This is a genomic window from Pseudomonas sp. LY-1, assembly GCF_053502595.1.
Genome location: NZ_CP094353.1, coordinates 4,105,717 through 4,119,723, shown reverse-complemented (window position 1 = coordinate 4,119,723; position 14,007 = coordinate 4,105,717). Strand labels below are relative to the sequence as shown.

Annotated in this window: 12 protein-coding genes and 1 pseudogene; 4 read left to right on the top strand and 9 right to left on the bottom strand. The window is 63.0% G+C overall.

Going from position 1 to position 14,007, the window contains the following annotated elements:
• Positions 1-23: 23 nt before the first annotated feature.
• Positions 24-1,532 carry an MFS transporter gene (locus tag MOQ67_RS18725; protein WP_198717650.1) on the bottom strand — a complete coding sequence of 503 codons (1,509 nt, stop codon included), beginning with the start codon at positions 1,530-1,532 and terminating at the stop codon, positions 24-26.
• Positions 1,533-1,682: 150 nt separating this feature from the next.
• Between MOQ67_RS18725 and MOQ67_RS18720 the strand changes: the two genes are divergently transcribed.
• Positions 1,683-2,555: a LysR family transcriptional regulator gene (locus MOQ67_RS18720; protein WP_017846665.1), complete on the top strand. Its 873-nt coding sequence runs from the start codon at positions 1,683-1,685 to the stop codon at positions 2,553-2,555.
• Between the two features lie 4 nt (positions 2,556-2,559).
• Here the strand turns inward: MOQ67_RS18720 and dhaL are convergent, their stop codons facing one another.
• The 7 genes from dhaL to MOQ67_RS18685 all read right to left on the bottom strand — a co-directional run bounded on the left by dhaL (position 2,560) and on the right by MOQ67_RS18685 (position 9,949).
• The gene (dhaL, locus tag MOQ67_RS18715) at positions 2,560-3,204 is read right to left on the bottom strand and encodes a dihydroxyacetone kinase subunit DhaL (protein WP_017846664.1); all 645 of its coding nucleotides are present in this window, start codon (positions 3,202-3,204) and stop codon (positions 2,560-2,562) included.
• 3 nt (positions 3,205-3,207) lie between these two features.
• Positions 3,208-4,209: a dihydroxyacetone kinase subunit DhaK gene (locus MOQ67_RS18710; protein ID WP_017846663.1), complete on the bottom strand. Its 1,002-nt coding sequence runs from the start codon at positions 4,207-4,209 to the stop codon at positions 3,208-3,210.
• Positions 4,210-4,362: 153 nt separating this feature from the next.
• Entirely contained in the window at positions 4,363-5,478 is a 1,116-nt protein-coding gene (locus MOQ67_RS18705; RefSeq protein ID WP_046383106.1) for an MDR/zinc-dependent alcohol dehydrogenase-like family protein, read from the bottom strand.
• Positions 5,479-5,505: 27 nt separating this feature from the next.
• Positions 5,506-6,261, bottom strand: a complete 756-nt coding sequence (locus tag MOQ67_RS18700; protein ID WP_046383107.1) for an SDR family oxidoreductase — start codon at positions 6,259-6,261, stop codon at positions 5,506-5,508.
• A 172-nt stretch (positions 6,262-6,433) separates the two neighbouring features.
• Positions 6,434-7,441 (bottom strand): substrate-binding domain-containing protein, encoded by a 1,008-nt coding sequence (locus MOQ67_RS18695; RefSeq protein ID WP_017846660.1) that lies wholly within the window; start codon positions 7,439-7,441, stop codon positions 6,434-6,436.
• Between the two features lie 37 nt (positions 7,442-7,478).
• Positions 7,479-8,465, bottom strand: coding sequence for an ABC transporter permease (locus tag MOQ67_RS18690; RefSeq protein WP_017846659.1), 987 nt, complete (start codon positions 8,463-8,465; stop codon positions 7,479-7,481).
• Entirely contained in the window at positions 8,462-9,949 is a 1,488-nt protein-coding gene (locus MOQ67_RS18685) for a sugar ABC transporter ATP-binding protein (RefSeq protein WP_169883980.1), read from the bottom strand. The genes MOQ67_RS18690 and MOQ67_RS18685 overlap by 4 nt, the downstream gene beginning before the upstream one ends.
• A 283-nt stretch (positions 9,950-10,232) precedes the next feature.
• Here MOQ67_RS18685 and rpiB point away from each other — a divergent pair, with 283 nt between their 5' ends.
• The 3 genes and pseudogenes from rpiB to MOQ67_RS18670 all read left to right on the top strand — a co-directional run.
• A complete protein-coding gene (gene rpiB / locus MOQ67_RS18680; RefSeq protein WP_017846657.1) occupies positions 10,233-10,694 on the top strand; it encodes a ribose 5-phosphate isomerase B in 462 nt (153 codons plus the stop codon).
• A 63-nt stretch (positions 10,695-10,757) separates the two neighbouring features.
• Positions 10,758-11,738: a sugar-binding transcriptional regulator gene (locus tag MOQ67_RS18675; RefSeq protein WP_017846656.1), complete on the top strand. Its 981-nt coding sequence runs from the start codon at positions 10,758-10,760 to the stop codon at positions 11,736-11,738.
• 376 nt (positions 11,739-12,114) lie between these two features.
• Positions 12,115-13,407 (top strand): annotated as a pseudogene (locus MOQ67_RS18670) (TerC family protein); the annotation flags it as partial.
• A gap of 5 nt (positions 13,408-13,412) precedes the next feature.
• Here the strand turns inward: MOQ67_RS18670 and MOQ67_RS18665 are convergent.
• Positions 13,413-13,775 carry a thioredoxin family protein gene (locus tag MOQ67_RS18665; RefSeq protein ID WP_046487241.1) on the bottom strand — a complete coding sequence of 121 codons (363 nt, stop codon included), beginning with the start codon at positions 13,773-13,775 and terminating at the stop codon, positions 13,413-13,415.
• Between the last annotated feature and the right edge of the window lie 232 nt (positions 13,776-14,007).

Genomic DNA, 14,007 nt, shown 5'->3' with positions numbered 1-14,007 from the left:
AGGGGGCTTACCCCCTCCCACATTTAGTTCGGTGTGGGTATCGGCTTGCGCATCAGCCTCCCCACCACCAGCGCTCCGAGCAATCCCAATAACCCTGCCACCCACAACACCCCGCTGAACCCGTCCACAAACGCCTGCCGCGCCAGCGGTTGCAGCCTCACCCGCGCCGCCTCGGGCACCAGGTTCAGCGCCGCCGGCATATCACCCGCCACCACCCGCGAAGCGATTCCCGCCACCTGCGCCTGCCATTGCGGGTCGATACTTGCGCGCAACAGCTGTTCGCTGTGGCTGCTCAGCAGTGCCCCATACACGCCGATGGCCAGCATGATCGCGCTGAAGCGCATGGTGGTGCTCATGCCCGAGGCCATCCCCGCACGCTCCCGTGGCACGCAGGCCATGATGTTTTTCTGCGTATCGCCGTTGAGCAAACCGGCCCCGGCCCCGGTGACTGCAATCGCCAGGGCAAAGGGCAGGTAGCCGCCGACATTCAGCGCCCAGGCGCTCAACAGGTTGCCGCAGCCGACGAGGGTCAAACCGCTGGCCATCATGGTCGCCGGCGCCAAGCGTTGCGCCAGGCGTGCGCCGATCCGTGGGCCAATCAGCATTGTCAGCGCGAACGGCAGCATGCCCAGGCCCGAGGCAATCGCGGAAAAGCCCAGGCCGTTCTGCAGGTAAAACGGCAGCAACGTCATCATCACCTGGGCGCAGCCGGCGTAGGCGAACATGCCCAGCAGGGCGCCAATAAAGCGCGGGTGACGGAACAGTTGCAGGTCGACCATCGGCCGCTGTTGCAGCCGCTCGACCAGTACGAACACGCCCAGGAGCAACCCGCCACCGAGCAGGCGCGCGTAGGTCAGCGGGTTGTCCCAGCCGATGCGGTTGGCCTCGATCAACCCCCAGATCAAACACAGCAGGCTGGCGCTGAACGCCAGGCTGCCCCACGGGTCGAGCCGCGCAGCCAGGGTATCGCGGGACTCGGGGATGGCGTGCAGCACCAGCGCCATCAACCCCAGGCCCACCGGCAGGTTGAGGTAGAAAATCCAGCGCCAGCCCAGGAACTCGGTGATCAAGCCGCCGAGGGTCGGTGCGGCGGTCATTGCCACGCCCATGCACGCGCCCCAGAACGCCCAGGCCTTGGCCCGCTCCACTTCGTCGTGGAAGGTGTGGCCAATGGAGGCGAGCGCCGAGGTGAGCAGCAGCGCGGCACCGACGCCTTTGACGGCGCGCGCGATATCCAGCCACAGCGCGCTGGGCGCGGCGCCGCAGCCGAGGGAGGCGAGGATGAAAATACCCAGGCCCCAGATCAGGCTCCTCTTGCGGCCGAAGCGGTCGGCGACGCTGCCGGCGGGCAACAACAGCGCGGCGAAGGCGAGCATATAGGCGCTGACCACCCACTCGATATCCGCGAAATTGGCCCCCAGATCGCGGGCGATACTCGGCAGGGTGACGGCGACGATATTGGTGTCGAGCACGATCAGCGAGCAGACGCCGGAAGCGGTCAGCAGTGTCAGGCGTGGACTGACCCGGCTCATGCTGTAATTACCCTACAGGCAATATGGAAAAGGCAGTTGACGGACATCGCAAGGGCTCTCTACTGTTGAAGTACCTTGAGCTTATCCCCGCACGCTGCTGCCTTTGTTAGCCACGGCGAAGCACTTCATTACCTTTGAGCTAATCCTCGTATGGACATCCGCCATTTTCGCTACTTCCTGGCCGTGGCCCGACAGCGCAACTTCACCCGCGCCGCCGAGCAACTGGGCATCGCACCGCCGACCTTGAGCCGGCAGATCCAGGACATGGAAACCAGCCTGGGCACGCGCTTGTTTATCCGTCAGCAGCGCGAAGTCAGCCTGACCGAAGCCGGCGCGGCGCTGCTGGTCGAGGCCGAAGCCACCGTGCGTCAATTCGAATTTGCCCAGCGCAGTGCCCAGCGTGCCGGGCGTGGCGAGACCGGCCACATCGAATTGGGCTACGTGGCTTCGGCGGTGTATTCCGGGCTGTTGCAGCGACAAATGCACGGGTTCAGCCAGGCGTTTCCCGACGTCAGCGTGAACGTGCGCGAATGTGCGATGGCGACCTTGCCCGGCGCGGTGGCGGATGGGCGCTACGACATAGGCTACATCCGTTCGCCGATGACGTTGCCCGACGGCGTGGAGGCGGTACGCCTGCACCGCGAAGGTTTCGTGTTGGCGCTGCCCCAGGATTCCTGGTTACTGGGCTTGAAGGGCATCGGTTGCGAGCATCTGCAAAACGAGACGTTTATCCTGCCGGAGCAGATCAGCGGCACGTTGCACGTCGCCGCCCAAGGCGGTTATGCGCCGCGCCTGGGGCCGCAGCCGGGCGGGTTGGTCGCGGTGGTGGCATTGGTGTCGTTGGGGCAGGGCGTGGCCGTGGTGCCGGCGTCGGTGGTCGGGCATGTGAGTCTGCCGGGCGTGGTCTATCGCAGTATTCAGGGCAGTGAGGCGGCGTCGTGGCTGTCGTTGATTCACCGGCGCTTCGAGCAAGCGCCGGCGGTGGCGCGGTATATCCAGCAGGTCAAGCAAACGCCAGCCTGAGGCGTTACACCAGCCGCGGCTGCACGGAATCGGCCAGGCGGGTGAGGATCAGGCAGCACGACACCGCGCCGGCATCCAGCACGCCCAGTGAGCGTTCGCCCAGGCGGCTGGCGCGGCCGATCTTGGCCACCAGGTCCTTGGTCGAGTCGCGCCCCTGTGAGGCGGCGGTTTTCATCGCGTCGAGCGCATCGCCGAAGGACGCCCCCTGTGCATGGGCCCGCTCGAACGCTTCGACCGCCGGGATCAAGGTGTCCATCAGGCACTTGTCACCCACGCCGGCCTCGGTGATGTCCTGCAACGAGGTCAGGCCGCCGCGTAGCAGGTGGGCGAAGGTGGCCGCGTCGATGTCTTCGCAGCCGCGCACTTCATCGGCCATGCCGATAAACAGGCTGCCGTACAACGGCCCCATGGAGCCGCCGATGCCTTCCATCAGGCTCAGGGTCAGTTCGTCCAGGGCTTCGGCCAGGCTCAGTTGGCGGCCTTCGATCGCACGCCCGCAATGGGCGAAGCCCTTGGCCATGTTGATGCCGTGGTCGCCGTCGCCAATCGCGCCGTCGATTTCGCTGAGGTACTCACGGTTGGCCACGATCACGCTGACCAGGTCGGCGACGATGGCGCTGCCGTCGCGGGTGGAAAAATGCTCGCTCATGGTTCACTCCGCCTGGGTCATGCCGATGGAACGGCAGGGTTGGTCGATCAGGGTTTTCAGCTCGGTGTCGAGGCCGAGCAGGGTCAGGGTCACGCCCATCATTTCCAGGGACGTGAAGTAGTTGCCCACGTAGCAACGGTGGATCTTCAAACCCTTGGCGGTGAGTTGGCGTTCCACCTCGGCGTAGAAAATATACAGCTCCATCACCGGCGTGGCGCCGAGGCCGGAGACCAGCACCACCACGCTGTCGTCCTGGCTGAAGTCGCGGTCGGCGAGGATCGGCGCGAGCATGCGCTCGGCCATGGCGGCGGCGGGTTCGATCGGGATGACTTCGATGCCCGGTTCGCCGTGATGGCCGATGCCCAGTTCCATCTGGCCGTCCGCAATCTCGAAGTTCGGCTTGCCCACGGCGGCAATGGTGCAGGGGGTGAGGCCGATGCCGATCGAGCGGCAGTGGTCGACGGCTTTCTGGGCGACGCGGATCACACCGTCGAGGTCGTAGTGCTGGGCAGCGGCGGCACCGCCGATCTTCCACATGAAGATTTCCCCGGCCACGCCGCGCCGCTTGGCGATCTCGGCCTTGGGCGCGGACGCCACGTCGTCGTTGGCGACCACGGTGCGGATACGCATGTCTTTGCTGGCGGCCATTTTCATCGCCAGCTTCACGTTCATGTTGTCGCCGGCATAGTTGCCGTACAGGCAGGCCACGCCGGCGCCGTGGTCGGCGGCGCGGAACGCATCGAAGAAGCTCTTGGCGGTGGGCGAGGAAAAGATCTCGCCGACGGCCACGGCGTCGACCAGGCCGGGGCCGACGTAGCCGAGGAAGGCCGGCTCATGGCCCGAACCGCCGCCGGTGACGATGCCGACGCAGCCTTGGCCCGACGGTTTGGCTTTGACGATGACCCGTGGATTGGTTTCGTACTGGCGCAATTGCGGATGCGCGACCAGGATGCCGCGCAGCATGTCCTCGACCACGTGGTCCGGATCGTTGATGACTCGATTCATAACGCGGGTTCCTGTGTTCTTGTTTTATGGGTTCACAGCTGTTCAGTGTGGGAGGGGGCTTGCTCCCGATGGCGGCGTGACAGTGAGCTCATCAATTACTGAGCCACCGCTATCGGGGGCAAGCCCCCTCCCACATTGGGATGTGTGGTGTGTTTAGGGTTCGAGGACGACCTTGAGTGATTTGTCGCCTCGCTCCATCACCGCAAACGCTTCCTTGAAGTCCGCCAGGGCGAACTTGTGGGTCACCACGTCACGCATGTCGATCTTGCGGTTGCCGATAAAGTCGATGGCGCGCGGGTACATGTACGGCCCCAGGTGCGAGCCGAGGATGTCCAGTTCCTTGCGGTCGCCGATGATCGACCAATCCACCGTAGCCTCGTCGTTGAACACGCTGAACTCAACGAAACGCCCGAGTTTGCGCAGCATCGCCAGGCCCTGGTTGACGGCCTTGTGATGACCGGTGGCTTCGATATAGATGTCGCAGCCGTAGCCGTCGGTGATTGCGCGGATCTTCGCCAGCACGTCCACCTCGGCCGGGTTCCACACTTCGTCGGCGCCCATGCGCAGGGCAAGGGCGGCGCGTTCGGGTTTCATGTCGAGCACGATCAGCTTTTTCGGATTGCGCATGCGTACTGCGCCGATGATCCCCAGGCCCAGCGTACCGGCGCCGGCGACCACCACCACGTCGTCGAAATCTACATTGGCGCGTTCCGCCGCGTGCAGCGAGCAGGCCAGCGGTTCGATCAGGATCGCTTCGTCCGGCGCAATCGAGTCCGGCACTTTATGGATGATGCCTTCCTTGGTGAAGATCATGTACTGCGCCATGGCGCCCTGCACATTGTTCTGGAAGCCATACAGGTCGTGTTTCTGGCACATCCAGTACTGGCCGTGGTTGCAGAAGCGGCAGCCCCAGCACGGCACGATCTGTTCCGAGATCACCCGGTCGCCGACCTTCACCCCACGCTTTTCCGCGCCGGGGCCGAGGGCCACCACGCGGCAGACGAATTCGTGGCCGGGGATCATCGGCGGTTTGACGTAGCGCGGTTGTTCGGCGTCGCCCCAGAACGACGGGGCGCCGCGATAGGTCTTGATGTCGCCCATGCAAATGCCGCACAGCTCGACCTTGGTGAGGATTTCATCGGGGCCGGGGGTGGGCACGTCGACGGTTTCCAGGCGGTAGTCTTCCGGGCCATGGCAGACCACGGCCTGCATGGTTTTCGGGATGATCGGGGTGAGTTGCTCGGGCGTGCGTTCGGTAACGGTGGACATGACAAAACCTCACGACAAATAGATGAATTATTGAATGCTGTAGCCGCCGTCGATCACCATGTTGGCGCCGGTGATCATTTGCGCCGCGTCGCTGAGCAGGTACAGCGCCAGTCCGGCGATTTCTTCCGGCTGGGCAAAGCGGCCCGCCGGGATCTGCAATTTGGCCCGTTCGCCGACTTCGCCGGCCCAGGCCTGCTTGCCCAGCGCGGTCTCGACGATGGTGGGGGAGATGGCGTTGACGTTGATCTGTGGCGCCCATTCCATGGCCAATACCTTGGTCATGCCGACGATGGCCGCTTTGCTCGCGCAATACGCGACATGCCGGTCCAGGCCGATTACCGCGGCCTGGGAGGCCAGGTTGACGATGCGCCCGCCGCCCTGGGCGAGCATGTGCCGGGCGCAGGCCTGGGCGACGAAGAAGCTGGCCTTGAGGTTGATGTCGAGGGTGGTGTCCCAGGCGCTTTCGCTGACGTCGATGGCCTTGTCCAGCAAGGCCACGCCGGCGCTGTTGATCAGGTAATCGAGGCGTTGGAAGTGGGCGAAAACCCGGTCGACGCTGTGTTGCACCTGGTCGATCTGGCTGAGGTCGACGGCAATGCCCAGATGCTCGGCGCCGAGGCCGGCGGCCACGGCCACCACCGCCGGGTCGCGGTCCAGCAGCGCCACCCGCGCGCCGCGTTCGACCAGCAGGCTGGCGCAGGCCAGGCCGATGCCGGCGGCACCGCCGGTGATCACCGCGCAACGGCCGGTGAGGTCGAAGGCTTGGTTCCAGAATCCAGACATGAATGACTCCTCTTTAAATAGCACTGGAGATTCAATGTGGGAGGGGGCTTGCCCCCGATGGCGGTGTGTCAGTCACCTGATCTATCACTGGTGCACCGCTATCGGGGGCAAGCCCCCTCCCACATTTGCTCCCACACTTGCTCCCACACTTGAGTGTGTTTCAAGCCAGTAGTTACTTGCCGCCGCTGACTTGTTGGTACAGCGCGTCGGCATTGGCGTTGGTCACCGGCACCCACGGCAGGATGTAGGTCTTGGCGGTGCCGTCGGCCCATTTCACGTCCTTGGCATAACGTTCCCAGATCACCGATTGCGGTTTGTAGTCCTTGCCGGCGAGGGCGCGCAATGCCACGTCCAATGCGCCTTGGGACTGGGCCTGGGCGTCCTGGAGGAAGGTGGTGACTTCGTCTTTCTTCGCCGCCTGGATCGCATCCGGCATGCCGTCGATCGAGGTGACGGGCACGTCCTTGGAGGTCAGTCCGTGGGACTTCAGGGCCTGCACAGCGCCCAGGGCCATGTCGTCGTTCTGCGCGATCACGCCGTTGATGCCTTTGGGGTGGGCGTTGAGCCAGTCTTCAGTCAGCGCCAGGGCCTGGGCGCGGTCCCAGTTGGCGGTTTTTTTCTCGATGATCTTGATGCCGGGGTGCTTGCCCAGCACTTCCAGCTCGCCTTTTTCCCGGTCGATCTGCGCCGACTGGCCAATCGGGCCCTGGATGATCACCACGTTACCCTTGCCGTTGAGCTTGTCGACCATGGCCTGGGCCTGCAGGCGGCCGCCTTCGACGTCGTCGTTGCCCACATACGGCACGGCGGCGTCGGCCACTTTGGTGTTGGAGGCGATCACCACCACGTCGTTGCTCATGGCCTGCTTCACGCTGCCGACGCCGGCCTTGGTGTCGATGGGCACGAACAGGATCGCGTCGTAGTGCTGGGTCACCATGTTTTCGATCTGGTTGTTCTGCGTCAGGGCGTCGTAATTGCCGTCGAACACGGTCAATTGCACGGTGCCGTCCTTGACCGCCGGGTGTTCCTTGAGCTCGCGGACCCAGTTCTGCATGAACTGGCCCTTGAGGCCGTAGACGGCTGCGCCGACCTTGTAGGTCTTGCCGTCGGCGGCCACGGCGATACTGCTGGCGAGCAGGGAGAGGGCCGCCACGGCGGCCAAGGTGGTACCAAGTTTCATGAGGGGAACTCCGTTATTGTTGTAGTTGGGTCGTTCTCTAGCGTTTTTTCTTGCGCCACACGTCGATCAGTACTGCGAACACGATGATCAGGCCCTTGGCGACCTGCTGGTAATAGGACGACACGCCGAGCAGGTTCAGCCCGTTGTTGATCACGCCGATCAACAGCGCGCCGAACAGCGTGCCGACAATGCTGCCGGTGCCGCCCGACAAGCTGGTGCCGCCGATCACCACGGCGGCAATCGCGTCCAGCTCATAGGACACCCCAGCCTGGGGCAGGGCGGAAGTGGTGCGCGCCGACAACACCACGCCGGCCAGCCCGGCGAGCAGGCCCGAGACCACGTACACCGAAAACATCACCTTGCGCACGCCGATGCCGGAGGTGCGCGCGCTCTTTTCATTGCCGCCCACCGCGTACACATAGCGGCCGTAAGTGGTGTAGCGCAGCACCATCCAGAAGATCAGCGCGACCACGGCAAAGATGATGATGGGGATGCCGATCGGGCCGATCTTGCCGATACCCAGTGCCAGGTAGGCATCCGGCAGGTCGGTGATCGGGCTGCCGTCGTTGAGGATGAAGGTCATGCCGCGCGCAATGCTGAGCATGCCGAGGGTGGCCACGAACGGCGGGATCGACAGGTTGGCGACCATGAAGCCATTCACCACGCCGAGCATCGCCCCGGCGAACATCCCGGCGCTCACCGCCGCCAGCAGGCCGTAACCCTGGGTCGCGACCATCGCGCTGCACAGCCCGGCAAACGCGAGGATCGAACCCACGGACAGGTCGATGCCCTTGGTCAGGATCACGTAGGTCATGCCCACGGCGAGGATGCCGTTGATGGAGGTCTGGCGCAGGATGTCCATCCAGTTGCGCCAGGTCATGAAGTATTCGCTGGAAAACGCCATCACCACGCACAGCAGGATAAACACCAGCGGTAGGCCGAAGCGGTCGAGGGACAGGCGCAGGCGGTTGCGCGGCGCGGCGGTGATGGAGGTGGCTGGGGTGGACAGGGTTTTGGCATTCATGAGGCAAGACTCAACAAGGCTTCCTGGGAAAGGGCGGTGTCGGTGCTGATGGTCACCAGCCGGCCGCCTTTGAATACGGCGATGCGATCGCTCAAGTGCAGCAGTTCCGGGGCTTCCGACGACACCACGATGGCGGCGCCGCCGGCACGCACGAACTGGTCGAGCAGGTGGTAGATCTCCTGCTTGGCGCCTTCGTCGATGCCGCGAGTGGGCTCGTCGCACAGCAGGCACACCGGTTCGGTCGACAGGCATTTGGCGAGCACGACTTTCTGCTGATTGCCGCCGCTCATGGAGGCCACCGGCAGTTCCAGGGAGGTGGTCTTGATCTGCAGGCGCTTGACCATGTCCTGGGCCAAGCGGGTTTCCTTGCGCGCGTTGATCAGCGACCAGCTCGACAGGCGTTTGTAGGCCGACAGGGCGATGTTCGACAGAATGCTGCCGGTCAGCACCAGGCCGCTGTCTTTGCGGTCTTCGGTGACCAGCGACATGCCGGCATCGATGGTTGCCTTGGGCTGCCCGATCGGCATGGGCTTGCCTTGCAGGGTGACGTTGCCGGAATCGGCCACCGTCAGCCCGTAGATGCAATTGAGGAACTCGCTGCGCCCCGAACCCATCAGGCCATAGATGCCAAGGATCTCGCCCTGGCGCAGTTGCAGGCTGATGTCGTGGAACTCGCCTTTACGGCTCAGGTTATCGACCTGCAGGCAGGTGGCGGCGGCGCATTCGCGGCCGACCTTGTGGTCGATGCGCGTCAGTTCCTGGCCGACGATGCCGCGCACCAAATGGTCGCGGTCGATATCCGCCATGCGCCCGCTTTCCACGAAGGCGCCGTCGCGGAAGATGCTGTAGTCATCGGCAATCTGCGCCAGTTCGCTCAGGCGGTGCGACACATACACGATGCCGGCGCCACGGGCGGTGAGGCGGCGGATCGCCTTGAACAGGGTCTGCGCTTCGTGCTCGCCGATGGCCGAAGTGGGTTCGTCCATGATCATCACCTGGCAGTCATGGCTGAACGCCTTGGCGATTTCCACCAGTTGGATCTGCGCCACGCTGAGGCGGTGCATCGGGCTGCTGGCGTCGACGTCGAACTCCAGGCTTTCGAGCAGCTCGCGGGTGCGCCGGTTCAGGGCCTTGTTATCGACGATGCAGCCGGCACGGCGTGGTTCGCGGCCCAGCCAGATATTTTCGGCGACGGTCATGTAGGGGATGGGTTCCAGCTCTTGGGTGATCATTGCGATCCCCGATGCCAGGGCTTCACTCGGGCGGTTGAACTGCACCGCTGTGCCGTTGAGCAGGATGGTGCCGGCGTCGCGCGGGGTGATGCCCATCAGGATGCTCAGGAACGTCGACTTGCCCGCGCCATTACCGCCGCACAGGGCGTGGACGCTGCCGGCACGCAGAGAGAGGCGCCCGTCACGCAGGGCAGGGATACCGGCGTAAGCCTTGGCGACGTGTTCAGCCTGGAGCAGTAATGGCGTGGCCATCGGCGTGTCCTCGTGCTGTGAATTCTTATTAGGTCGCACAGTCATGTTTCGCTGTGAGCATATGTGTATCAAATGAAATTCTGATCAGTCAATCTCTTTCATGTAAAAGCTGGGATTCTGATGTTTTTCGCCAATAACGCCTTTCTAGACCGCTTTGACTGCCGGGTCAGTTAAATCATGCTTGACAGAGAGGGGGTGATGCCCGCGAAATGACTGAACGATATTTCACTGAGTGATCATCTGATCAGTCATAAGTACGACCTCGGCAGCGGAGCCAGACGCCATGAACACACCTTTCCCGGTGGCTATCGGATGCGATGAAGCGGGTTTTGAGCTCAAAGAGCTGTTAAAGCGCCATATCGAGACGCTGGGCTACCCGGTGACCGACTTCGGCACCCATTCCACCGCGCCGGTGCTCTACCCGGACATCGCGCTGGCCGTGGCCAATGCCATCAATGCCGGGCAGCAGCGCCTGGGCGTGCTGGTGTGCGGCACTGGGATCGGCATGGCCATCTCGGCGAACAAGGTGTTGGGGATTCGCGCGGCGCAGGCCCATGACACGTACTCGGCGGAGCGCGCGCGCAAGAGCAACGATGCGCAGATCCTGTCCATCGGCGCACGGGTGATCGGCGCCGAGCTGGCCAAGAGCATCGTCACCGCGTTCCTGGCTTCGGAGTTCGAGGCGGCGCGTTCCGGGGCCAAGGTCGCGCGCATCAATGCGATCGAGCGCGATGGGCATCAGTAGTGGACGTGGCGGGGCAAGAGTCGGGAGAATGTGCCTTTGACGCCGAAACGGAAGCCCGTCCCCATGAGTGACAGTAGCCAGCGCATTGCCAGCGATATCGATCAGATGACCGAAGTGGCGATGCTCTATTACCTCGAAAACGTCACTCAGGAAGCCATCGCCAAGCGCTTTGACCTGTCGCGGGCAAAAGTCAGTCGCCTGCTCAAACGTGCGCGCGATGAAGGCATTGTCGAAGTGCGCGTGTTGCAGCACCCGGCGATGAACAATGAGCTGGAACGCGCCTTGGTGGAGCGCTTCAAGCTCGACCGCGCCCTGATCGCCGTCGACCACAGCGACCCCGACACCCAGCGCTCGGCCGTCGCCAGCCTGGTGGCCAATTACCTGAACAAGACTTTGAGCGACGGCATGATCGTCGCCGTGGGCATGGGGCGTAATGTTGGCGCGGTGGCCGATAACGTGTTCCTGCCGGTGACGCGCAATTGCACATTTGTCTGCGCCATCGGCGGTTCGCTCAAGGCTGGCGAATACATGAACCCCGACCATATCTGCCGGCGCCTGGCCCTGCGCTTTGGCGGCGAGAGTGAAAGCCTGTACGCGCCGGCCCTGGTGGCCAACCCGGAACTGCGCGGCGTGCTGATCAATAACGACACGGTGCGCTCGACCCTCGATCGGGCGCGGCGTGCCGACATTGCGCTGATCGGCATCGGCGACATGAGCGAGAACAGCAACATGGTACGCATGGGCTGGTTCTCGCCCCAGGAGATTGCCCAGGCGCGGTTGTCCGGCACGGTGGGCGACATGATGGGGTATGACTTTATCGATATCCACGGGCAGCCGGCGGTCAACGCCATCCAGGGGCGGGTGATCGGGCTGACGGTGCAGGAGTTGTTCCGGATTCCGGATGTGGTGGCGATTGCCAGCGAGAACACCAAGGCGGCGGCCACGCTGGGGGCGTTGCGGTCGGGGGTGATCAACACTCTTGCGACCACGGTCACGAATGCTCATACCATATTGGCGCTGGATGAAGCGACCCGTAAAGCGTGATACGCCACAGGTCAAGGTGTGGGAGGGCGGTGCGACGATTTGACTTGCTTCCGATAGTGGTTTTTCAGTTACTCATATGCTGGCTGATACACCGTCATCGGGGGCAAGCCCCCTCCCACATGGGGTTTGGGGACAGGTTTTGTAATGGTTTTGTGTTGTAGGGAATTTGTATTTCGAATGTAGGATTGAGGTCCTTTTGTTATTTCAGGACTTGCATGAACGCCCTTTCGGAGCCCCCCAGTCGTCTTTCCCCAAGACAACCGTTGTTGCTGTTCCCGCTGAAGCACCTCGTATTCCAATGGTTAACCCTTTCCCGGTCCCCTGACCGCGCTTTGCCGTGCCCGGCATTCTGAACACTGATAAAGAGACTCTATAAATGGAATGGTTAGCGGACCCTACGGCCTGGCTTGGCCTGTTGACGTTGATTGTGTTGGAACTGGTGCTGGGCATCGACAACCTGGTGTTTATCGCGATCCTGGCGGACAAGTTGCCGCCGGAGCAGCGCGACCGTGCGCGGTTGATCGGCTTGTCCCTGGCCTTGCTGATGCGCCTGGGCTTGCTGGCGAGTATTTCCTGGTTGGTGACCCTCACCCAGCCGTTGTTCGAGGTGTTCGACAAGAGCTTTTCCGGGCGTGACCTGATCATGCTGTTCGGCGGTGTGTTCCTGTTGTTCAAGGCCACCATGGAATTGCATGAACGCCTTGAGGGCCATGTGGCGCAACGCTCGGGCAATGTGGCCTATGCGATGTTCTGGCCGATCGTCGCGCAGATCGTGGTGCTCGACGCGGTGTTCTCCCTCGACGCGGTGATTACCGCCGTGGGCATGGTCGATGAGCTGGCGGTGATGATGATCGCGGTGGTCATTTCCATCGGCCTGATGATCGTCGCGAGCAAACCGCTGACCCGCTTCGTCAACGCGCACCCGACGGTGATCATGCTGTGCCTGGGCTTCTTGATGATGATCGGTTTCGCCCTGACCGCCGAAGGCCTGGGCTTCCACATTCCGAAAGGCTACCTGTATGCGGCGATTGGTTTCTCGATCCTGATCGAGGTGTTCAACCAGATTGCCCGGGTCCGGCGCAAGAAGTCGGCGCAAGGCGTGTTGCCCGTGCGTGAGCGCACCGCCCACGCGGTGATGCGCTTGCTTGGCGGGCGCAGCCTGGCGGAGGACGAGGTGGGCGAAGAGGTGGCTGACCTGCTGGGTGAACCGGATGTGACTCAGGGCCCGCTGTTCGACCGACGTGAGCGCGTAATGATCAGCGGCGTGCTGCAACTGGCCGCGCGGCCGATCCGCAGCTTGATGACCCCGCGGGCCAAGGTCGACTTTATCGATTTGGCGGACGATCGCGACACTATCCGCCTGAAACTGATGCGTTCGTCCTACTCGCGCCTGCCGTTGATCCGTAACGGTGCTGTCGATGAGCCATTAGGTTTTGTGCATAAGAAGGAATTGCTCAAGGATTACCTGGCTGGTAACGAACCGGACCTTGAGCAACTGGCGCGTCGGGCGATCAACTTGCTGGCGAGTTGCTCGATCCTCAACGCCCTAGAACAGATGCGCCAGGCCTCGACCCACATCGCCTTCGTGATCAACGAGTGCGGTGAGTTCATCGGCGTGTTGAGCATGACCGATATTCTTGAGTCCATTGCCGGTGAGTTGCCGGACGCCATGGTTCATGCAGGTTTTCCGGGGGCTGGTGCCACAGGCGTGACCGGATAGGCTTGGGTGTACTGCTCGAAGGCGCTTTCCAGCGCGTCTTCGGCAAGGCCGGGGAGGGCGTCGAGCAGTACCTGGTCGCGGTAGATCAGCAGCATCGGAATGCGGTCGACACGCGGATGCCTGGGCGTGTTGACGCAGTCAAGGATCAAGACTTTGGCCTGGTCCTTGTAACGCTCGCTGATTCGCATGAAGCGCGGCATCGCGTCACTGCACGCGGTGCAGTCATGTGACATGAACACGATAAACACAGGCTGCGGGGTATTCAGTTCCCGTTCAAACGCAGCCTTGTCCTCAACCACCGCGTTGACATAGTTCACGAGGGCTTCTCCCTGTTGTACCTGCGCTTACGCTAGGTGGGAAGAACGCCTGTGTCTACTGTCAATCTTCACAGGTCGCTCGCACGCCCGTCAGAACCCGTTCAAGTGCGCGCACTGCCATGGTGCGCGGTAACGCCAGGCTGGTGCGCCCAGGTGAGCCTGTCACCGCAGTGTGGGGCCTTGGGTAGCAACGGGATTGCACCTGCTGGCGATACGCCTTGTGTCGCATGAA